The organism is Prevotella mikamonis, from assembly GCF_055381405.1.
The window spans coordinates 768,324-790,484 of sequence record NZ_AP035785.1 but is presented as its reverse complement, the minus strand read 5'-3'; the positions used below and the strand labels follow the sequence as shown (position 1 = coordinate 790,484).

Here is a 22,161-nt window from a genome sequence, read left to right as displayed (position 1 = left end):
AACCAACTATAAAGGCCCTGCATCGGGAAGATGCAGGGCCTTATATTGTATATACTCTTTCAAATTTTATTCTTCTTTGATATGGATAAAAGCATTGGCAAGAATAGCAGTCAAACCACCGGTGGTAATTCCTGAAGAAAAAATATTCTTGATAGTTTCCGGCATTTGAGCAAGAATATCAGGTACCATCTCAACACTGAGTCCCATTGCGAAACTAAGTGCAATGACAAGTATTGCCTTTCTATTAAGTTTGGTAGAGGCGATAATCTTAATACCTGCGGCAGCCACTGTACCGAACATCAATAGGGTAGCACCTCCCAGTACAGGATCGGGAATGAGCGAAAAGACTAGGCCTACGATAGGGAAAAGACCGAGTACGAGTAAGGCTGCTGCAATGAAATATCCGACATATCTAGATGCTACGCCTGTAAGTTGAATCATGCCATTATTCTGGGCAAAGATGGAATTAGGGAATGAATTGAATACTGCTGCCAGGAAAGAGTTGAAACCGTCGGCAAGGATGCCACCGGATGCTCTCTTAATGAAAACAGGTCCTTCTACTGGTTCTCCTGAAATCATAGAGTTTGCTGTTATATCACCATAAGCTTCAATAGCTGTAATCAAATAGATAAGTCCCAATGAGATAATGGCTGAAATATCAAAATTTAATCCATACTTGAATGGAACAGGTACATTGAAATGATTGTATGAGCTAATCTCATTGAAGTTAATCATACCTAGCCCGATGGCAACTCCACAGCCAATTAGCAGTCCTAATACAATAGAGGACATACGGAGGAATCGATTGTTACTTCTGTTGAATAGGATAATAGAAACAAGAACCAAAATGGCAAGCCCCAAGTTAGTAAGACTACCAAAAGTACCATTAGCTTGAGCTACTGCACCACCTCCACAAGAATTAATACCTGCTTTGATAAGACTCATACCAATAAGCGTTACTACGATGCCGGATACCAATGGAGTAATAATCTTGCGTGTATATTTAAGTAAACGGCTAATCAGCATTTCGACAACAGAAGCAACCATACATGCTCCGAAGATGTAGCTAAGGGCTAATTCTGTGTTGAGTTTACCAGAAACCATACCTAATGCTCCAGCTCCAATGATAGGACCGATGAAAGAGAAGCTGGTTCCCTGGATACACAACAGGCCAGTTCCAATAGGACCTATTTTATAGCACTGGATAAATGTGGCAAGTCCAGAGACAAATAGCGACATTGATACCAGAAATCCTGTAGTGCCTAAATCAAATCCTAGGGCACTGGAGATTATCAATGGTGGGGTAATGATTGCTACAAAAATAGCTAATAGATGTTGTAATGCTGCAAAAAGGGTCTCTTTGAGTGGTGGACGATCGTTTAACCCGTAAATAAGCTCTTTAGGTGAATAATTGTTAGCCATGTTTTTATTCGTTTCTTAGTTTGATTTCACAATTGTCTAGAGAGTCTACAATAGCCAAGGACTCGCATCTAACACCTTCGGCTTCTATAACATCACGTCCATGCTGGAATGCTTTCTCGATGATGAATCCCATTCCCACCAATTCACATTCTGCCTGTCTGCAAAGATCAATGATACCTTTGGCAGCATTACCATAAGCGAGGAAATCGTCTACAAACAGTACTTTGTCGTTCTTGGTTAGATAGTCTTTGGAGATAACAACATGGTATTCTCTCTGCTTGGTAAAAGAGAAGACAGTAGTCGAAAGCATATTGTTCATTGTTGAAGGCATTTTCTTCTTTGCGAACACGACTGGTAAGTCTAAAAGGAATCCCATCATAATGGCAGGGGCAATGCCAGAAGCTTCCACTGTGAGAATCTTATTGATTTCGGTAGAAGCATACCTTCTGATTAACTCTATTGAAATTTGTTTCATCAAATTGGGATCCATCTGATGATTGATGAACTTGTCTACTTTTAGAATTCCACCAGGAAAACATTGGCCATCTCTAAGAATTCTGTCTTTTAATGCTTTCATTGATTTAAAATTTGATGTGCAAAGTTACTCATAAAATTTGAATGATTAGGAATCAGCACTTGCAAATTTTCAGATAAGGACAATTTATACACCGATTACTGTCCGATGTTGGGGTAAAAGGTATTTGGGGATTGAACAGTTCTTCAAGTTTCTCCTTTAATAATTCCATGTAAGTCTCGGTGTAATCTAAAATATCTACTATTTTTGTCCCATCAATTTTCAGTGTTGGGTCAAATCCTTCTTTTGCAGCATGTTGGATAAACAGCAGCGAGGGAGATACTGGTAAACGAGCTGGATTTTCTGTCTCATCATTCCTGACAATTATTGCATATAACATCGCTTGCAGATAATAGTCGGTGTGATTTTTCAAATTTGTACCGGTAAAAATACTCTGTACATCTTTGACACTCATTTTGTCATTACTACCGGTTTTATAATCAATAACACGGATGAAATGTTCCTGATTTGGAGCTGTTATACTGTCTAGGCGGTCTATACTTCCATAAAGTACCAATTCTTTCTCTCCTTCCTCCGTATTAAGCTTTATGGAGGTCTCAACCTTCTTTTCTAGTCCGAGAATTTTAAAAGGCGCTTGCTCCATATCGGTTTTCAGCAGTTGCTTTAGATAGGTTAAGAGGACCTCGCGATTGATGAATTGCAGTCCGCTATATTCTAATTCCACCTTATCCGATGTTTTGAAAAGTTCTGTCCTAAATGCTTCGTCTATGCAGTATTCCAATCTTACATGCCCCTTCCCGTTGATAGCCTGTTGTAAATCAGATTGGGTTACGACACGCTGTTGGGTAAGGAATGGTAGATAAAATTGTTCTGCGGCCTTATGGAAGATATTGCCAAATACACGGTTGTCTACTCCTTCGTCAGTTATATTGTCGGGCTCTGTAAGGCCGGCTATATATCTATAATAGAATCTGAGTTGGCATCTTATATAGCTATTGATAGCTGTAGGTGATAGCTTTGCTATATCTTTTAACGTTACGTATATTTCTCCGTCTTTTTGAATGGTTTTGGATATTCCTGGGCTAGGGGCTTTGTCTGAATTCATGATGTAACGTTTGATATCATGATTACTTTCGACAAGCAATTGGAGCATGAATCTGCTCATTTCTCCAGTTTGGCCATCTGTTGTGGAATTATTATATGTGATGGTAATATCTTTTGCGCGTTGTATCAATCTGTTAAAATAATATGCATAGATAGAAATCTTGTTATCAATGGTAGTGAGTTCGAATGCTTTTCTAATCGAGTAGGGGATAAAAGAAGTATCATTGACACCTCTAGGCATATTTCCTTCATTGCACGAGAGTATCAGGAGATGGTCAAAGTCCAAATTGCGTGTTTCCAGCACTCCCATGAATTGAAGACCAACAGCCGGTTCACCATGAAACGGGATGGTTGTTGTCTGGATAAGTTGATTTAATAGTCGCTGGAATGTAATGAGATCGACATCTAGATCTCCACTTGCTATAAGTCCAGATAAACGGTTTACGAGTGTGTAAGTTCTGAAGATAGATTCTTGAAGGAGGGGCAATTCTTCTTGGCAGCCCTCTTTCACGGAGTTACCATAGTTAATTCCTACTTGCTTGAGAATGTTCACAAGCCAACTTGTCATTTCGGCAATATTACTTTGGAACGTAAATAGCAGCTCTAAATCTTTGGTAATAGAGAGCTCTTGCGTAGAATAGTAAAACTGTTTTTTGTGTTGTATTCTCTCTAACAGCTCTTGTGTATATGGTGTTAACAATTTTGCATGCGGATGTTGTAGCACTCTTTCTATCCAATGTGTGCGAAACTTTTGCGTATCTTTCCTATATCCTTGTAACTGAAGAACAATCAGTAACCGTATTAAGGAAGCAATGGGAGTTAATTGTAGGGGATATCCTGTTGTGATATTCACTTGCTCAGTTTCCGTGGGTATGCAGTGTATGACTGTAGGCAATAAATTTTCGTCACACAAGACGATAGCAGTATTTTTCCCAGCTTTCATGCGATTGTTTTCGCGCAACCATTGACCAATATATCTAGCCTGCATATTTTCTGTTGGAGATGCAATAAATGATATATTCTTAGGTTTCGACATGTTATTGTAGACCTCGTCAGAAGCAGTATCTAATTCATTCGGGTATTGTATGAGATGTTGCCTGATGTAATATCCTGCTTCACTTGAATTATATTGCTGAGAAGTATAGTTCACGTCAAAATCCCAATAGAAGAAAGCTTTCCCCTCTTTTTTGAGTCTGTTGCAAAGTTGTAATTCTACTTTTTGCATCATGTTGAAACCAACAAAGATATAGGAGTCGTATTGAAACTCTATATTAGCATCTTCAGCTACTTCTCTATACAATAGTCCTTCATAAGCCAATCCCTGCTCCTTAAGGCTGTTTCTAAAGCCGTTATAGATATGTTCTAGATTATTCCATAGTGTCTCAAATCTATGTTTTATCATGGATTCGTGGTCTTCCGGGAAGTTCGAAAAAAACTTCTTCAAGGTCTCTATTTGTTCTTCTGTCAGATAAGACGAAGTATCTAACTGATGAATATCTTTAAGATTGGTAAATAGTGCCAGGACAGATACCATATTCTTATCAATATCATCAAAATCACTTAGTAAAATCTGTCCCCAACTGTAGAATTGATCTAGGGTTTCTGTGGATTGAGTACATGATACAAATACTTTGTGTAAGTCACAGATGAGTTTTATTGAATCAGCAATTTCCAATGTGGAATGTCTGCAGAATAAATCGCTAATCGTTATATAATTGGGACTCCAAATGGGTTTATCAACAATTTTTGCAAGTTCTTCATTCAAAAACAAAGAAGCCCTCTTATTTGGGAATACCACTGCAACATGGGCGAGGTTATTACCAAATTTTCGAATAATATCTTCTGCTACGTAATGTAAAAACGATGTTGCCATGATTGTTTATTTAACTTCTTTAATTTGATTGGAATATACGAACCAGAGATACCCTTTTATATTGGTATATCCCATGTCGGTAAGGAGTGTTATGTATTCTTTTATTTGCTGTTCGTATTCAGAGCGATAAACACCAAATTTAAAGTCGACAACAATGACCGTGTTATCATGGATAATAACACGGTCAGGTCGTCTAACTTCAACCATATTTGTTAACTGATTATATCGTAAGATGTTGCATTCATTGAAAGGCTTCCATCTCTTGGAAAACCACTCTTTAATAATGGGGAGTTCAAACCTTTTATTAATTAATGTGGCTATTCTTTCGCGTGTAAAAGAGTCCTTCTCCGTTCCAAGTATACCCTCCATTTCTAGTTGGTTTAGGACCTGAGGTATATCTTCATATGTGTTGATTGCTGAAAACAACTTATGTAAGATATTACCTTGTAAAATGTAGTCTTCTCTAGTCTGTTGAGCAGAGTCTTCTATCATTTCTGTGATAAAATTATTACTGTTATTGCTTTGTTTAAAGGTGAGGTTTGTATTAGGGGTGTTTTGCATTTGTAAAGCAATGCGGAGATATTCTGGGGTGAAGACATTTACATTTTCCTGTTTGCCGACTTTATCGTCCAATGCCACATCGAGTTCCCCTTCTTCATATGAAAATCCTTCTATGAAATCTTGTATAACTTTAGAACGTCCACTTCCCTTGTCGTTTTGTTTTCCATATATAAAAAGGTTTCTTTTAGCTCTAGTAAATGCTACATACAACAAATTAATATTATCGACCAAATTTTGTAGATATTCGTGGTAATAATCTTCTTCATAGATGGAGCCTACCATCCATTTTGATGAATAGTCTACGGGGACAATGGGAAGAAGATTATAGGGGTATTCTTTAGGTGAACACCAAATTTGTCTGTCATTTCTATCTAGTTTCCAATCACAGAAGGGAATAATAACATGGTCGAACTCCAGTCCTTTGCTTTTATGGATGGTTATCAATCGAATTCCATCAGTCTCTGTTGTTTGTATTGTCTTCTGATGTAAATTGTCATCCCATTCTTCTAAGAACGAGTATATGTCGGGGATATTATCTTGCATATACTCTCCTAACACATCATAAAAAGCACAGAGATATGTATTTTGTGATTGTATTGTTTCCAGATGGAAAATATTGTATATTCTCTCAACCATATCGACGATAGGCATATGCCGTAATTCTTCTATATGTTCTAGGAATAGACTTGGTAAAACATCATTGGCATGAGCAGGATGCTCAACAACGATATGACATGGAGTATTCTTGATGTAGGTACTATAGGCCTTGGCTAAGAAGGCCTTAGCAATGAAATCATCAGGATGTGCAATAACCCTCATCGCATTTACAAGGATATTGACTGCAATGGAAGAATCCAAGCGGAAAGCCTCATCTGAGATGATAAGTATGTCAGGACATGTTGATGTGAAATATTCACTAATAGCCTGTATACCTTTTTTGTCCCTTACCAAAATAGCAATATCGCACATTTGGGCGCCATGTTCTAATAGGGTATGTATTGTGTTTGCAACGGTTTGGAGCATTGTTTCTAAATATTGTTCTGTATAATCGAACAATTCTATTTTGACAAGTCCCTTTGCTTCTTTTTCTGTCGGTACATGTTGAATGACATCATCGTACGCTCTTTTCAATTCATCGGCTTCTTTACTTTTTAGTTCCGTTAAATTGTTGTATTCTGCTTCAACAACTTTTGTGAAGAACTTGTTATTAAATTCAATAATATTTCTATTAGACCGATAATTGGTATTAAGCGAACGGCATGTTACCGCGTCTGTATTGCTAAATTGTTGAGTTATGTTGTTTAGAAGTCTCCAATCTCCAGACCGCCAACGATAAATACTCTGCTTGACATCACCAACTAAAAGGTTTGGGGTGTATCCATGACTCATACATTCTTGTAAGAGTATTTTGAAGTTTTGCCACTGAACTGTACTCGTATCCTGAAATTCATCTATCATTATATGCTCTAGTTGCGAGCCTATTTTCTCGTATATGAATGGTGCATCGTTTCCTTGTATCATATTGGAGAGTAATGTCTGGGTGTTACTCAATAGGAATCTGTTGGATTGTAGATTAATTTCATGTACTTTTTTTTCTATGCTATTTAATAATCGCAATTGATACATGTGGCGGAGTGTAAGTGTTGCACTTTTGTAATTACGTGCTTCTACAGCTCTTATTAATTCTGTTTCATGGAGGAGAGGAGTAAGCTGCATTTTTGCCAGTTCATAAATAGGTTCTCCATCTTTGCAGTATTTTTTCGTTACCCATGCCTTGGGATCTTCAGAAGCATTTTGAGCAGACTTATTATAGATATTTTCGTCATCCCAAAAATCTCCATTTCTTAATTTGAGAAAATAGCTACACGCCCCTCTGACTCCATTGCTAAAATCATTGACATGGAATCCATTGTTATCCAAAAGTTCAAAGAATTTCTGAGCTTGAGCATCCATCTTGTTTTTGGCTTCTTGTTGGATTCTTTTGATTTCCTGTGTGTATGAATTAAAGAATTTATCATTGCCAATTGTTGCTTGTAGCTTTTCGCTATTTTGCTTATAATAATCCTTGAAGATACTTTCTCCAAAAGTCTTAATCTTCCCAATGACATTCCATGACTTATCGTCATTCATACTTTCTTGGATATAGTCTAATATCCAATAGATGATTTTGTTACCTTTGTCTAATTGGTCTATTAATTCGTCTGTTGCCTGATGTTCCACCTGTATATCGTTGAGTCCCACATTCAATACAGCAGATAATTCCAACTCGCGAGCTAGATTTCTCAAGATTGTTTGAAAGAAAGCATCAATAGTTTCAACCTTAAAATAACTATAATTATGAATGAGATTATGGAGAGCTTGTCCACAACGTCCAATAATTATTTCTTCTGGTAAATGAGTTTCTGCAATAATTTTATCAAGATATGGTTTGCTTGTAGGTAATTTCTTCCATATACCATAAAGCTGTCCGAGAATACGTAATTTCATTTCTTCGGTAGCTTTGTTTGTAAAGGTAACAGCTAAAATGGCTCTATAGTTGACATTTTCATCTATAAGAAGCTTGATATACTCTATTGTTAAAGTAAATGTCTTTCCAGAGCCTGCGCTTGCCCGGTATACGGTTAAGGTGTTATTATGTTGTTGTATCATAGTTACCAATGTCTAAATAATTCAAACCCAAATTTACATCCAAAATCTTTAAATCTCCCATTCTCATTACTGACAAATATTCCTATAGAAAACAGTCTTGTCGTAAAACCATATCCGGTTTCTATATATGGATGAATATCTTTTACACATAAGCTACTGAAATATATACGTTCCATTTCTATAAAATGTCCTATCCATGGAAGTCTTGAAATGAAAAGGAGAGGACTTTCATAAGTAAAATTTGTTCTAGCATACCATTTTGATACATTATAAATATAAGAACTAAGTAGTTCAAATTCTCCACTCCAATCATCATTCCATCCACCGGGAAGATTATTTTCTCTAAAATTTTCAAAATCAAGAAAGTACGCAGGTTTCTCCCTTTTAGTGTACAACCCCGTGCCAAATCTCATTTGTAAGGATTGGAGTCGTGTCAAGCGTTTTATCCATTGCATATCAAGTTCCCACCGCTCATAGTTGATATCACCGCCGAGAAAGTTTTTGATACCGCGCTCATAATCTAATGTAATAAATGGACCTTTCCAGGCTTTTGGCCTCCATTGAATTTCTAGGAAGGGAGCTACAGAGATATATTTAGATGGAAGTCCTGCAATTTCATACCTTTTTTTTTCTATAGCAGAGCGTTTATGGGCTGATAGGCCCACTTGAAAACTGACGTATTGGTTGATATCATAATTATTCTTGATATTCAGATGCATATCTTTGAAGTATGGAGTTCTACTATAAGTCTCCAAAGCGGAATCCTTGTTTTCAATATTGATATCTTTCTCAATAAGTTCATTTCTAATCCAATTCCCGTTTTCTAACAGCATTTCTATGTAGCCATTTCTTCGTTTGTTATAATAGAAGTATGTGGGAAGTTTGAAATAAAATTGGTGACGTTTAAAGGAATATCCTGACTTAAATCTAATATAAAATTCTTTATTAGAATCAAATTCATAACTTGTTCTGACATCAAATTTATAGATAAACCCACGCCTATTGTCATACCCCATATATAGAGGATTTAAAATTGGGTTCATCCTGAAATATCCTTGATTAGATTTGCCGTAGGTTGATTTTATGCGGTTTAAGACATTATCGCCGATTACATCCCATAATATTTTTTTTAAGGGGTTTATTCTTTTGGGTTGATCATTTCTTGTAGATGTTTTATTAAAATAAACCGAATATATCTCCCTCTCTTCATCCGTGATAGGAAATGGACGCAAGTGGTCCATTAATTGATAATCGTGTGAATCTGTAATGCTATCTGGAAGAGCCGGATTTAGTCCATAGTTTGCATGGAAGTTGCCATCGGTTTCATTACCGAGAAAAGAAAATCTGCATGTTAATATAACGTTTTTAGGAGCCAAAACATGTGCGCCACTCTGATTCATGGTTGCATTCAATGTGAATCTGACCATGTCATATTCCCCTTGTATAAGGGTTTTGATAATCCCTCCAGTCTCAATATTTATCAATGCTTGGCCTCTGACAAGTTGAGTATTCTTTAATCGAGGTCTGAAATTCAACCGTGCAGTTCCGTTTCTCATAAAAGAGATAAAGTACCTATAATATTTACGGTTATGATAATTAAAAGGAGACAACAAGTTGTCGCCAACCATAGTTTCTTGATATATTTTTGGAGTAAGGTATTTCAGCACAGTAGACATACTCTTTCTATGATGAGGTACTGTTGTAACATCCAAGATTTTTTCTGCGACATATTTCTCTATATGATGTGAAGTAATTTTTTCAAAAGTTTCTCCAACATATTTCCGATTTGTTCCGTGTGCTATTGCATACATTGTGGGTACTGCCAATAAGACAAAGTTGCGTCGTTTTACATTTAATGAATATTTAGTGTAAGCATAAGATGTGTCAGGCTCTACATTTGTGGTGTCTATTGTGGCAGAAAATGTAAAAACACGATGTAGCAAAAGCGTATCAGGATGTGCTTTTGCGAATGCGTTGGCAGATAGTAATGCCAGTAAGATTATGTAGAGCCATCGCGTTTTCATCAAATTGTATTTAGGCCAAAGTTAATAAAAAGCAATCAAATACAAAAATGAATGCTGTTTTTTTATTAACTTTGCCATCTGTATAACAGATATTTTACTATTCAACTAAATATGTAAGTTACACTAAATCTATATGAAGCGTTTTTTTATTTTATTTCTAGTCTTATTTTTCATATTCTCATATTCATGTTTCGGACAGAACAAACGTGAATTTCGAGGTGCGTGGATTCAATGTGTCAATGGCCAGTTCCAAGGTATGGGAACTTTGAAAATGAAACAGGTACTTACCAGTCAGCTGGATGAGCTTCAATCAGACGGAGTGAATGCCATCCTTTTTCAGGTCAGGGCCGAATGTGATGCTCTCTATGCAAGTCCGTATGAGCCTTGGAGTCGTTATCTTACAGGGCAGCAAGGAGTTGCACCACAACCTTTTTGGGATCCCTTGGATTGGATGGTAAAAGAATGTCATAAACGTGGAATGGAGCTACATGCCTGGATAAATCCTTTTAGAGCGAAGACAAAGTCTACAGCTTCATTAGCTTCAAATCATATAGCTATTCTGCATCCGGAACGGGTCTTCTCGTATGACGGACAGTTTATTTTGAATCCGGGACAAGCTGTAAATAGGGAATTTATCTGCCAGATAGCAGCAGATATTGTGAGGAGATATGACGTCGATGGCTTTCATATTGATGATTATTTCTATCCCTACCCGGTAGCTGGGGCAACAATCCCTGATGATAAGGAATATGCAGAAAGTAAAAATGGAATCAACAATCGTGGTGACTGGAGAAGATATAATGTGAATCTCTTTATTAAACAGTTATCAGATTCAATTCATGCAGTAAAGCCTTGGGTAAAGTTTGGAGTATCACCTTTTGGAATATATAGAAATAAAGTAAATGCCCCACTGGTGGGAAGTGAAACAAAAGGACTACAAAATTATGATGATTTATATGCAGATGTCTTATTATGGGTAAATAATGGATGGGTAGATTATTCTGTTCCTCAATTATATTGGCAGATAGGACATCCTACAGCTGACTATGCTACATTGATTAGTTGGTGGAATCGCCATGCCGCTCATAGACCTCTTTATATAGGAGAAAGTGTAGAGCGCTCGGTTAGTACTCCTGATACAAATAATCCTAAAATCAACCAACAACCTGCAAAGTTTGAACTTCATAAGCAAATGCAGAACGTCCAGGGTACGGTATTGTGGTATGCAAAGGCTGTTACCGATAATATCGGCAACTATGGTACAATATTACGCGAACGCTATTGGAAAAATCCTGCACTTCATCCCCGAATGACTTTTATAGATGGCAAAGCTCCAAAGAAGCCCAAGAAGGTAAAGCCGGTATGGACAAGCGATGGATATATACTTTTCTGGAAAGCACCAAAAGCTAAGAAATGGCATGATATCGTAACCAAATATGTTATCTATCGTTTTGGACCTGATGAAAAAGTTGACATTGAAAATCCTAATAACATTATTACGATTACAGATAACACTTTCTATAAATTGCCTTATGAAAAAGGAACAGAGAAGTATACCTATGTTGTAACTTCTCTAGATCGTATGAGCAATGAAAGTAAAGGAGTGAAGAAGAAAATCAAGTTGTAAACAATTAAATGAAAAAGAAGATAATACGTAGTCGGTTATATTTTTTCTTGTTTGCAATAGTTGCATCTGTAGTCGCCTTTATATTATGCAGATGTGGGGGGGATAACAAAACGAAAGAAAAAGCACAAATAGCGACTCCAGAGGTTGTTGAGGTTGATAAAACCTTACGTAGTAGGCTTATAGAGTTTTCAAACAAACCGCGAACAAAGGGAAATTTTGGCTTTTTTGTTTACGATCTCATGGCAGACAAACCTGTATATGGAGTAAATGGGAATAGTGCACAATCGTCCGCCTCATGCTTAAAACTATTGAGTGGAGTGGCTGGACTGCAACTGTTGGGTACAAAATATCTATATACTACTTCCCTGTATACCTATGGAACGGTACGGGATGGAATCCTGTATGGAGAACTTGGATTTAAGGCTGATTTAGATCCTCAATTACAAAGCACTGACTTTGTAATGTTTGCAAAAGAGATTAAAAGGCGCGGCATTAAGAAAATCAGTGGTAAGATACGTATGGATTTGCTTCTTCATGAGCCGGTACAAAGTGAGGAACATTGGTATCCTTGGGACTTGACTTTCTCTCGTTATGGTATTCTCTATAAAGGGGTACCGCGTGTTGTTCGCGAGTTTAAATCTGTATTACGTGCACAGGGTATTCATATATCTGACAGCCAGGTCATATTGTCAAAGATTTCCAAGAAGTTTCATTGTGCGTTCCGCTTTTATCGTTCTATAGACAGGGTTACACGTCGAATGTGGAAGAACAGTTCCAATACTCAGGCTACTTCTATGCTTTATACGATTGGGCATCGTGCAAATCCGGAAATTGCTCCAACCATAGCGGGTGTAGAATATTTAAGAACATTTTTAAAAGATACATTACAATTACAAGACTCTGCGCTTGTTGTGCATGATGGCTGTGGATTATGTACCCATAACTGCTTGTCTCCCAAGGCACTTACAGCAATATTACGTTATGCTTATCAGCATAAACCTATTTTTCGTATGCTGTATCATCAATTATCTATAGCAGGAATTGATGGTACTTTGCGTAGTGAAATGACTAGTCCTAAATTAAGGGGAAAAGTAAGGGCTAAAACTGGTACACTCTCTCATCCTTATGGTATCAGCTCACTTGCCGGTTATTGTGTGGGTAGCAATGGGCATCTTCTTGCCTTTGCCATCATGGATACAGATATGTCTGTGCTCGATGCACGGGTTCTACAGCGTAAATTGTGTGAGGCATTGGTACAATAGGGTAGAAGTTATTTTATATATTCAGCTCAGTAGGACTTGTCTACTGAGCTTTTTATTTATCATGTGTAGATGATTAAAATAAAAAAGAGTAAAGAACATTCTTCACTCTTAATAGAGGTACCTAGCAGAGTCGAACTGCTCTACACGGTTTTGCAGACCGTTACCTAACCGATCGGCCAAGGTACCTTGTTTATTGCGGATGCAAAGGTAGTACATTTTTCTGATATAGCAAAGAAATCTTTGATTTTTTCACTCAAATGTTGTGCTCATAAGTTCCATCGTAGAGTCAACCGGCAAGTGCAAAATTACTTTATTCTTTTGTAAAACTCTTCTATCGGTGTTTTAAATCCGAGTTTTTCCCTGGGTCTTCTGTTTATTTTCTTCTGTATCATCCTTATCTTCTTATCTGTAAATTCATCAAAATTGGCAGATTTCGGTATATATTGCCTGATGAGTTTGTTTGTATTCTCAATGGCTCCTTTCTGCCATGAGGCATATGGGGCTGCAAAGTACACTGTCACCCCCAGGTCCTTTGTAATCTGTAGGTGGTCTGCAAACTCCGGTCCATTGTCTGTAGTGATGGTGTGCATATATTTCTTATAAGGCAACAACAGCCTCCTGACCTCCCCGGCCAAGGGCTTAGCCTTCTTTCCCTCCTTGAGCCTGGTCATAAAGAGCATGTTGGTGGAACGCTCCGTCATGGTGAGAATCGCATGATTGCAGGAGTCTACAATAAGATCCATCTCGAAGTCTCCAAACCTTTTCCCGTCGGCCTCTTTGGGGCGCTGATGAATGCTGGTCCTGTTGGCAATGGGAAAAGCTCCCGGCCTTGGCCTTCTCCTGTATTTTAACTTATGCCGTGTGTTGGCAGCCAGCATGCCTGTCGTATCAGCATGGATAAGGTTGTAGATACTTTGATGGGACACGTGGATACCCTCCCGGGACAGGACGCCCGCAATCTGTCTGGGAGACCATTGTTCTTCAAGGATGTATTCCCTGATACGCCAGACCAACTCAGGGCTAAGCCGGGCATTGGATGTGGTACGCCTGCGGCGTTCCATCGCTTTCTGATGTGCCTTGAACCAGATGTAGTTACCCGAACCGCCACTGTTACGCCTCAGCTCACGGCTTAACGTGGATTCACTGATGCCCACTATGAGTGCAATCTCTTTTCTTGGACTTTTTCTTTGGAGTAAGGCAAAAATTTGCGACCTTTGCTCCGAGGTTAGTTGTTTATACATATTGCAATACAAAGATAATTAATCTCAGGGAGTTCTCAAAAGGGGACTCCTTTTTTGTATTGCCGGTATCGCTCTTCGGGGCTACGCGCCCCGGCCGCGAGGCTGACCTGCGGTGTTTTTCATGTTTTCACCTTGAAAAACTATCACAGATTTTTGCACTTCGATTTGGAAAGTACACATTAAGAAGTGCAAATAGTCTCTTGTCTTAAAAACCGACTATGAAAAACACTCGGGGAACGCCGTCGGCAAGGGGCTGAATGCCCCGACGAGACAAAAGATTTCAGTAGCAATACAAAAAAACAGAAAAGGGAGACCGAAATCTCCCCGAGATTAATCAACTTTGCATTGTCATATGAAATATCATCAATTAACCTCGGCACAAAGATACACAATCTTTGTTTTGCTGCAAAAGAAAATGTCGGTAAAGGGCATTGCAGATATGATAAACGTGCACTACAGCACCGTTTACCGCGAGTTGAAACGCAACAAAGGGCGATACCATTATCATTACGGCGTTGCCCGGAAGCAGTGTGACGAACGCAGACGACGGATGCGAAAGCACCGTAAGTTCAGTATTGAGATGCGAAAGGAAATCATTGCGCTCATGGTCAACGAACAGTGGTCACCCGAACAAATCAGGGGTTGGATGCTGCGCAAGGGAAAGACGTGCGTATGTGTAGAAACCATCTACAACTATATCCGCTTCGACCGGCTCTGCGGAGGTGAGCTTTACAAGAGTTGCCGGCACAGGATGAAGCATATCAGAAGAAGCTGCCCTGCTGCCTACACGGCCATCAAGGACAGAGTCATGATAGACGAGCGGGACCCGCAGGCCAACGGAACACGGTTCGGAGACTGGGAAATGGACACCATCATCGGGAAAGACGGCCGGGGAGCCATCGTAACACTCGTAGAGAGATGCAAGGACTATCTTCTGATGAGGAAACTGCCACGGGGAAAGAATGCAAAAGCCCTTGCCAAGACCGTCGTGGCCATGCTGACACCATTCATCGGAAACATCAGGAGCATCACAACGGACAACGGAAGCGAGTTTGCATGCCACAGGATCATAGCACAATGCCTCAAAACAAAGATCTACTTCGCACACCCCTATTCCTCATGGGAGAAAGGAAACATTGAGAACACAAACAAGCTCATCAGGCAATACATTCCAAAAGGAACGACTTTTGAAAGGATTGACGACCGGCAGATAAAACAAATACAGATGAAAATAAATGCAAGACCAAGGAAAAAACTTAATTTCTCAACACCAAAAAAAGAGGTTTACAATCTAATCGTATAAATTTGCACTTGATACTGGAATCTACACTATTAGCGATTATGGAAGATAGTAAAAGTTAGTTCTTCTTGCTATGCTATAAAAATGGTTTGATATAGATAAATTAAATAGGCGGAGACACCTTTCAAACAAAGGATATCTCCGCCTAACTTCTTATATTCAATCAACCTTTATGCTTCTTCTACTTTGGCCTGCGCCGCTGCAAGCCTAGCGATAGGCACTCGATATGGAGAACAGCTCACGTAATCAAGCCCTACACGGTGACAGAACTTAACAGAGGTCGGCTCGCCGCCATGTTCGCCACAAATACCACATTTTAATTCAGGGCGTGTGTTACGGCCTTTTTGAACAGCCATATCTATAAGCTGACCGACGCCCACCTGATCTAATACCTGGAATGGGTCCACCTTCAAAATCTTCTTTTCCAAATAAACTGGTAAGAAAGTTGCAATGTCATCTCGGCTATAGCCAAATGTCATCTGGGTCAGGTCGTTCGTGCCAAAGCTAAAATACTCGGCCTTTGTTGCGATAGTATCTGCTGTCAAGGCTGCACGAGGAATCTCTATCATTGTTCCCACCTTAAATGGAACTTCAATGTTTTCTTGCTCGAACAACTCTTTAGCCACCTTGCGAATAACTCTTTCTTGCTCATCAAACTCGTTCACGATACCAATTAATGGAACCATAATTTCGGGATGTGGATCAAATCCTTCTCTCTTCAGTTGAACGGCAGCACCAAGGATGGCACGGGTTTGCATGGCAGTGATTTCAGGATAAGTGTTTCCTAAACGGCAACCACGATGTCCTAACATAGGATTATGCTCGCTAAGAGAGTTGACGCGTTGCTGTATTTTTTGTACAGATACTCCCATTTCGTCGGCCATCGTTTTTTGTCCTTCAATATCGTGAGGAACAAATTCGTGCAATGGTGGATCAAGCAAACGAATGTTGACGGGACAACCGTCCATAGCTTTCAATATGCCGTAGAAATCTTGTTTCTGGAAAGGAAGAAGTTTCTCAAGGGCCTTTTCGCGTCCTTCGGTTGTTTCTGCCAAAATCATTTCGCGCATAGCTTTAATCTTTTCATTTTCAAAGAACATATGCTCTGTGCGGCAGAGTCCAATACCTACTGCACCAAATTGTCTTGCTATTTCAGCATCATGCGGTGTGTCAGCATTAGTACGTACGACGAGTTTTGTGTATTTATCACACAAAGCCATGAGATTGGCAAAATCACCGGTAATTTCAGCTGGTTTTGTTTCAACTTCACCCAAGTATACCTCTCCGGTACTTCCATTCAACGAAATGTAATCGCCTTCGTGTAGTTTGATTCCATCAATTTCCAGTGTACGCTCCTTGTAGTCAATATTAATACCACCAGCACCAGACACACAGCATTTTCCCATTCCACGGGCTACCACTGCTGCATGACTCGTCATTCCACCGCGAGCTGTAAGAATACCTTCAGCTGCACTCATTCCTGCTAAGTCTTCAGGACTGGTTTCAATGCGGACCATGATGATATTATGGCCTTCCGCGCTCCATCGCGCTGCATCATCTGCAAAGAATACAATCTGTCCACAAGCAGCACCGGGAGATGCCGGCAAACCGCGTGTTAAGACTTTAGCTTGAGTTAAGGACAATTTATCAAATACAGGGTGTAATAGTTCATCCAGCTTATTGGGTTCACAGCGCATCAAAGCTGTTTTCTCATCAATTTCTCCTTCCTTGAACAAGTCCATGGCAATTTTTACCATTGCCATACCAGTGCGTTTACCATTCCTTGTCTGCAAGAACCATAATTTACCTTCTTGAACGGTAAATTCCATATCCTGCATATCATGATAATGCTTCTCCAACTTATCTTGGATTGTATTCAACTGTGCATAGATTTCCGGCATGGTTTCTTCCATGGAAGGATATTTCTGTGCTCGTGTCTCTTCGTCAATTTCCTGAAGTTTTGCCCAATTTCTAGAGCCTGCCAAAGTGATTTGCTGAGGAGTCCTAATACCTGCCACAACATCTTCTCCCTGTGCATTTACAAGATATTCTCCGTTGAATACATTTTCTCCTGTTGCGGCATCGCGGCTAAAGCATACACCAGTAGCACTGGTATCACCCATGTTACCGAACACCATAGCCATAACAGAAACAGCCGTACCCCATTCTTGAGGTATTCCTTCCATCTTTCTATAGAGAATGGCTCTTTCGTTCATCCAACTGTCAAATACGGCACAGATAGCACCCCATAACTGAGCCATTGGATCTGTTGGGAAATCCTTGCCAGTACGTTGCTTGATAGCAAATTTGAACAATTCAACCAACTGCTTCAGTTCATCGACATTTAAGTCGTTGTCCAATGTGATACCGCGTTGACGCTTTACATCCATGATGATAGCCTCAAACGGGTCGATGTCTTCTTTGTTGACAGGCTTCATGCCAAGTACAACATCTCCGTACATCTGAACAAAACGACGATAGCTGTCGTACGCAAAACGCTCGTTTTGTGTTTTCTTTGCTAATCCTTCAACTACTTCATCGTTTAATCCTAAATTCAATATGGTGTCCATCATGCCAGGCATTGAAGCACGAGCACCTGAGCGTACGCTGACCAATAAAGGATTCTGCGGATCGCCAAATTTTGAGTTCATCAAAGTTTCAATATGCCGAACAGATTGTTCTACTTCTGCCTTCAATAGTTCGACAACTGTTTCTCTACCTTTCTCAAAGTATTCATTGCATACATCTGTGGTAATCGTAAATCCTGGAGGAACAGGAATTCCTATCAGGTTCATCTCTGCTAAGTTGGCACCTTTACCACCCAGAAGGTTTCTCATGTCAGCTTTGCCTTCAGCCTTTCCATTACCAAAAGTATAAACTCTTTTTTTAGTCATAGTAAAAATGGGGTTATTTAATTATAATTTTATTATTCATTTTTTATACTGCAAATATCAAACTGCTTTTATTCATATGTTCATCTAATTCTTTTGCAAATATAGCGTAAAAATATAAATGCACAAAAAATAGAAGCTCAAATTTGCAATCTCCACATTACATTTGGGCTGTTTTCGCAAACAGAAAACATTCTGTATTATTGAAATGATTGTAAATATTCATTTTATCCCAGATTATATCCTCATTATAAACAGAATAACTGTTATCTTTGTCTTTGACGAAAACGTAGTATTAATAATAAATTATGAAAGGAATATCAATGAAAAGAAGAAATGTATTAGCCGTGATAGTTGCAGCCCTTGTTTTTGCTAGTTGTAATAGAACTGCGCAATCTGCCAAGCAAGAGAAGCAACAAGTCGAAGCAAATAAGACTTCGGAGAAAGCTGTACAAACCATAACATCTCAGGATTTCAAAATGAAAATTATGGATTATGAGAAAGAAACGCAATGGAAGTTTAAAGGTGATAAACCTGCTATTGTCGACTTCTATGCTACATGGTGCGGCCCATGTAAAATCATGTCTCCCATTTTGGAACAATTGGCTGGTAAGTACAAAGGACGTATTGATGTCTATCAAATAGATATTGATAAAGAACGGGAAGTGGCTATGCAGTTTGGTATCCAGTCGATTCCAGCTTTCCTTATGATACCTAAGTCTGGTCGCCCACAAATGATTGTAGGTGCGCATGATCAAGCTGAATTTGAACAAATCATAAAAGAAAATTTATTAAAGTGATGAAATAAAGTTCTACATGGTTTGACTTTGCGACAGAGTAGGACACAGATATGGCAAATATAGACTGACGAGAACGTGGGAGAGTCATTTATCTCGCATTTCTTGTCAATGAAGTTTAATAGAGCATGGCAGTTTATTAAGTTATGTTATAAAACATGTATTTAACAGCAGTATGCTTTGCTATATAAAAATAATACTATAAATTTGCATCGTGTTTTTCATGGTATTAGATTATTAAGGTTAATAAAGATTGGTTGTCGTGAGACAATCAATTTTTTTTTGTTTTATTCTTATTGTAATTACTTGATTTACCTTATCTTTGCATCATAGTAAATCAATAACACAGATGAATTTAAAAATACGTTTGGCACTGATGAACTTCTTGGAGTTCGCAGTGTGGGGTGCTTATTTGACTTCCATGGGAACCTATCTTGTGAATATCGGGATGGCTCAGAGTATTGGTTGGTTTTATGCCATGCAAGGTGTTGTTTCTATTTTTATGCCTGCACTGATAGGTATAATAGCTGATAGATGGATACCGGCTCAGCGACTATTGGGATTCTGCCATTTGATTGCAGGTCTGTTGATGTTTGCGGTTGCCACATCCCAGTCTCATATATTCTTATTTTATTCTTTTAGTGTCGCTTTTTATATGCCAACATTGGCATTGAGTAATTCGGTAGCCTATTCAGCTTTGACACAGGCTAATATGGATACGGTAAAAGCCTTTCCCCCTATACGTGTTTTTGGTACAATTGGATTTATATGCACTATGTGGTTGGTTGATTTGATGGGATTCCAATCCAATCAATACCAGTTTGTCACATCTGGTGTGGTTAGCCTGATTTTATTTCTATATACCTTTACATTGCCAGCCTGCTCTGTCAGTAAAGGTACTGATCAGAAAAACTTGGTCGATGCTTTCGGATTGCGTGCTTTTGCGCTGTTTAAGCAACGCAAAATGGCAATCTTCTTTATCTTTTCAATGCTTTTAGGCGTGAGTTTACAGATTACAAATGGTTTTGCCAATCCATTTATCCATAGTTTCAAACCTATAGAATTATATGCAAATACGTTTGGGGTAAGCCATGCTAACATGCTAATTTCGCTATCCCAGATTAGCGAGACTTGTTGCATCTTGCTTATTCCTTTCTTTATGAAAAGGTATGGCATCAAGAATGTTATGCTGATAGCTATGTTTGCTTGGGTTTTGCGTTTTGGTCTTTTTGCGTACGGAAATCCTGGTAATGGCCTATGGATGTTTATCTTGTCCATGATAGTCTATGGGGTAGCCTTTGATTTTTTCAATATTTCAGGTTCACTATTCGTTGACAGGACTACAGACCCGGCACTTCGTTCCAGTGCCCAAGGCCTTTTTATGCTGATGACAAATGGAATCGGTGCTACAATAGGTACATTGTCTGCGCAAGCTGTAGTTGACCACTTTACATACGAACTTAAAAAGTTCAATGAAGTATTCATAGTCGGTGATTGGCAATCTTGTTGGTTGATTTTTGCCGGTTACGCGTTGCTGGTGGGTATATGTTTTGCGTTGATATTTAAACCACAGTCAGAGGAAGTACATGAGTAAAACTGAAATTATCTTCAAAAACGTATCGGAGATAATCGGGACAAAAGATAAAGGGCTTTTGATCTTAGTAGACAAAAATGAAGAATATCTTTTATCTATTACCTGTGAGCGATATGATATGCAGCTGTTTGACCTTTATTTCGCCAAGGGTAAAGCTCTGGAACGCATGTTACCCACCGTTCTATGGAGTATCATCAGTTCGGGTCAGTCCAATTCCTTTGAATTACTGATATTGGATGTTGTTGATGGACAGTATATGACGGTCTTAAATAATGTCGAGACATTAGAACAATATGCCATTAATGCTGCCGATGGAGTGCTGTTGGCATATTTGGCCAAGTTGCCTATCAATATAGATACACATCTTTGGGAACGTCAGAGAGTGCCTTACAATCCTCATGGGAATGGGGTGGCACTTCCTGTGAATGTGATAAGCACACCTATGTTAAAAGAAGCATTGGAGCGTGCTATCCGTGACGAGGATTACAAGCTAGCCTCTAATCTCAGTGATGAACTGAAAAGACGTAAAGATACAACTGTTGATTCAGATAAACAATGAAAGAATCTCACTTTTTTTATGTACCGACTCTGCCGGAAACAGAAGAACTTCCTGTAGACGAAGCACAGCATGCTATACGCGTGTTACGACTCCAAACCGGTGATTCACTGTGGTTGTTAGATGGGGTGGGTAATTTTTATCAGGCAGAAGTGACTCTAACGACATCGAAAAGATGCCTGTTTCGCATTGTTGAGAGCAAGGCTCAGTTAAAAGGATGGCATGGAAATATTCATTTAGCCATTGCACCGACCAAGAATATCGACCGTATAGAATGGATGGTAGAGAAAGCCTGTGAAGTCGGGATTGACCAATTTTCTTTTTTGCAATGCAAGTTTTCCGAGCGCAAAATCCTACGGATAGACAGACTTGAAAAAATCATGATTTCAGCAGTCAAGCAGAGTCGGAAGCCCATGATGCCAATTATTAACGAGTTGTCATCGTTTGAAACATTCATCTCTTCTCCGCGTGTAGGACGAAAATTCATAGCTCATTGTTACCCGGAAATAGAAAGGAAAGATTTCTTTAGCATATTACAGCAAATCGATGTAAATGAGGATGTTACAGTATTGATAGGACCTGAAGGAGACTTCTCGATTGATGAAGTAAAGCTGGCTATGGCAAATGGTTATGTCTCTATATCGTTAGGTAATAGCAGACTACGGACCGAAACAGCCGGACTCTATGCTGTGATGATGGCACAATTAACCAAAAGGAGATAAGAA

The 22,161-nt window shown here is 38.9% G+C and carries 14 protein-coding genes and 1 tRNA gene; 7 read left to right on the top strand and 8 right to left on the bottom strand.

What is annotated here, in order from left to right:
* Positions 1–66: 66 nt before the first annotated feature.
* From ACZ42L_RS03375 to ACZ42L_RS03355, 5 genes are read right to left on the bottom strand one after another with little or no spacing between them, the layout of a single operon-like run.
* Positions 67–1,422, bottom strand: coding sequence for a nucleobase:cation symporter-2 family protein (locus ACZ42L_RS03375; RefSeq protein ID WP_464716611.1), 1,356 nt, complete (start codon positions 1,420–1,422; stop codon positions 67–69).
* Positions 1,423–1,426: 4 nt separating this feature from the next.
* On the bottom strand, positions 1,427–1,999 hold the full coding sequence (xpt, locus tag ACZ42L_RS03370) for a xanthine phosphoribosyltransferase (protein ID WP_464700751.1): 573 nt from the start codon (positions 1,997–1,999) through the stop codon (positions 1,427–1,429).
* Positions 2,000–2,051: 52 nt separating this feature from the next.
* Positions 2,052–4,934 (bottom strand): PD-(D/E)XK nuclease family protein, encoded by a 2,883-nt coding sequence (locus tag ACZ42L_RS03365; RefSeq protein ID WP_464700750.1) that lies wholly within the window; start codon positions 4,932–4,934, stop codon positions 2,052–2,054.
* Positions 4,935–4,940: 6 nt separating this feature from the next.
* Complete coding sequence (locus ACZ42L_RS03360; protein ID WP_464716610.1) at positions 4,941–8,144, bottom strand: UvrD-helicase domain-containing protein; 3,204 nt, start codon at positions 8,142–8,144, stop codon at positions 4,941–4,943.
* A 2-nt stretch (positions 8,145–8,146) separates the two neighbouring features.
* The gene (locus tag ACZ42L_RS03355; RefSeq protein ID WP_464716609.1) at positions 8,147–10,168 is read right to left on the bottom strand and encodes a DUF5686 family protein; all 2,022 of its coding nucleotides are present in this window, start codon (positions 10,166–10,168) and stop codon (positions 8,147–8,149) included.
* A gap of 133 nt (positions 10,169–10,301) precedes the next feature.
* Between ACZ42L_RS03355 and ACZ42L_RS03350 the strand changes: the two genes are divergently transcribed.
* A complete protein-coding gene (locus tag ACZ42L_RS03350; RefSeq protein ID WP_464700745.1) occupies positions 10,302–11,795 on the top strand; it encodes a glycoside hydrolase family 10-like protein in 1,494 nt (497 codons plus the stop codon).
* Between the two features lie 8 nt (positions 11,796–11,803).
* On the top strand, positions 11,804–13,057 hold the full coding sequence (locus ACZ42L_RS03345) for a D-alanyl-D-alanine carboxypeptidase/D-alanyl-D-alanine-endopeptidase (RefSeq protein ID WP_464700743.1): 1,254 nt from the start codon (positions 11,804–11,806) through the stop codon (positions 13,055–13,057).
* 115 nt (positions 13,058–13,172) lie between these two features.
* Here ACZ42L_RS03345 and ACZ42L_RS03340 read toward each other — a convergent pair.
* A tRNA-Cys gene (locus ACZ42L_RS03340) sits at positions 13,173–13,243 on the bottom strand.
* Between the two features lie 119 nt (positions 13,244–13,362).
* Positions 13,363–14,298 carry an IS30 family transposase gene (locus tag ACZ42L_RS03335; RefSeq protein ID WP_464716608.1) on the bottom strand — a complete coding sequence of 312 codons (936 nt, stop codon included), beginning with the start codon at positions 14,296–14,298 and terminating at the stop codon, positions 13,363–13,365.
* Between the two features lie 352 nt (positions 14,299–14,650).
* Here ACZ42L_RS03335 and ACZ42L_RS03330 point away from each other — a divergent pair, with 352 nt between their 5' ends.
* Positions 14,651–15,601: an IS30 family transposase gene (locus tag ACZ42L_RS03330; RefSeq protein WP_464716607.1), complete on the top strand. Its 951-nt coding sequence runs from the start codon at positions 14,651–14,653 to the stop codon at positions 15,599–15,601.
* A 167-nt stretch (positions 15,602–15,768) separates the two neighbouring features.
* On the opposite strand, the gene ppdK is transcribed toward ACZ42L_RS03330, so the two are convergent.
* Positions 15,769–18,492: a pyruvate, phosphate dikinase gene (gene ppdK / locus ACZ42L_RS03325; RefSeq protein ID WP_464716606.1), complete on the bottom strand. Its 2,724-nt coding sequence runs from the start codon at positions 18,490–18,492 to the stop codon at positions 15,769–15,771.
* Between the two features lie 305 nt (positions 18,493–18,797).
* On the opposite strand from ppdK, the gene trxA reads away from it, so the two are divergent.
* The 4 genes from trxA (at position 18,798) to ACZ42L_RS03305 (ending at position 22,158) form a co-directional block, all read left to right on the top strand.
* Positions 18,798–19,289: a thioredoxin gene (gene trxA / locus ACZ42L_RS03320; protein WP_464703546.1), complete on the top strand. Its 492-nt coding sequence runs from the start codon at positions 18,798–18,800 to the stop codon at positions 19,287–19,289.
* A 346-nt stretch (positions 19,290–19,635) separates the two neighbouring features.
* The gene (locus ACZ42L_RS03315; protein ID WP_464703545.1) at positions 19,636–20,880 is read left to right on the top strand and encodes an MFS transporter; all 1,245 of its coding nucleotides are present in this window, start codon (positions 19,636–19,638) and stop codon (positions 20,878–20,880) included.
* Positions 20,873–21,439, top strand: coding sequence for a bifunctional nuclease (locus ACZ42L_RS03310; protein WP_464716605.1), 567 nt, complete (start codon positions 20,873–20,875; stop codon positions 21,437–21,439). Before ACZ42L_RS03315 ends, ACZ42L_RS03310 begins: the two co-directional genes overlap by 8 nt.
* A complete protein-coding gene (locus tag ACZ42L_RS03305; protein WP_464716604.1) occupies positions 21,436–22,158 on the top strand; it encodes a 16S rRNA (uracil(1498)-N(3))-methyltransferase in 723 nt (240 codons plus the stop codon). Before ACZ42L_RS03310 ends, ACZ42L_RS03305 begins: the two co-directional genes overlap by 4 nt.
* The last annotated feature ends 3 nt before the right edge of the window (positions 22,159–22,161 follow it).

Bases quoted from the DNA above. Each gene is read 5' to 3' on its own strand.
- ACZ42L_RS03335 (WP_464716608.1), bottom strand. From the start codon at position 14,298: ATGTATAAACAACTAACCTCGGAGCAAAGGTCGCAAATTTTTGCCTTA.
- trxA (WP_464703546.1), top strand. From the start codon at position 18,798: ATGAAAGGAATATCAATGAAAAGAAGAAATGTATTAGCCGTGATAGTT.
- ACZ42L_RS03350 (WP_464700745.1), top strand. From the start codon at position 10,302: ATGAAGCGTTTTTTTATTTTATTTCTAGTCTTATTTTTCATATTCTCA.
- ACZ42L_RS03345 (WP_464700743.1), top strand. From the start codon at position 11,804: ATGAAAAAGAAGATAATACGTAGTCGGTTATATTTTTTCTTGTTTGCA.
- xpt (WP_464700751.1), bottom strand. From the start codon at position 1,999: ATGAAAGCATTAAAAGACAGAATTCTTAGAGATGGCCAATGTTTTCCT.
- ACZ42L_RS03310 (WP_464716605.1), top strand. From the start codon at position 20,873: ATGAGTAAAACTGAAATTATCTTCAAAAACGTATCGGAGATAATCGGG.
- ACZ42L_RS03355 (WP_464716609.1), bottom strand. From the start codon at position 10,168: ATGAAAACGCGATGGCTCTACATAATCTTACTGGCATTACTATCTGCC.
- ppdK (WP_464716606.1), bottom strand. From the start codon at position 18,492: ATGACTAAAAAAAGAGTTTATACTTTTGGTAATGGAAAGGCTGAAGGC.
- ACZ42L_RS03305 (WP_464716604.1), top strand. From the start codon at position 21,436: ATGAAAGAATCTCACTTTTTTTATGTACCGACTCTGCCGGAAACAGAA.
- ACZ42L_RS03375 (WP_464716611.1), bottom strand. From the start codon at position 1,422: ATGGCTAACAATTATTCACCTAAAGAGCTTATTTACGGGTTAAACGAT.
- ACZ42L_RS03365 (WP_464700750.1), bottom strand. From the start codon at position 4,934: ATGGCAACATCGTTTTTACATTACGTAGCAGAAGATATTATTCGAAAA.
- ACZ42L_RS03360 (WP_464716610.1), bottom strand. From the start codon at position 8,144: ATGATACAACAACATAATAACACCTTAACCGTATACCGGGCAAGCGCA.
- ACZ42L_RS03315 (WP_464703545.1), top strand. From the start codon at position 19,636: ATGAATTTAAAAATACGTTTGGCACTGATGAACTTCTTGGAGTTCGCA.
- ACZ42L_RS03330 (WP_464716607.1), top strand. From the start codon at position 14,651: ATGAAATATCATCAATTAACCTCGGCACAAAGATACACAATCTTTGTT.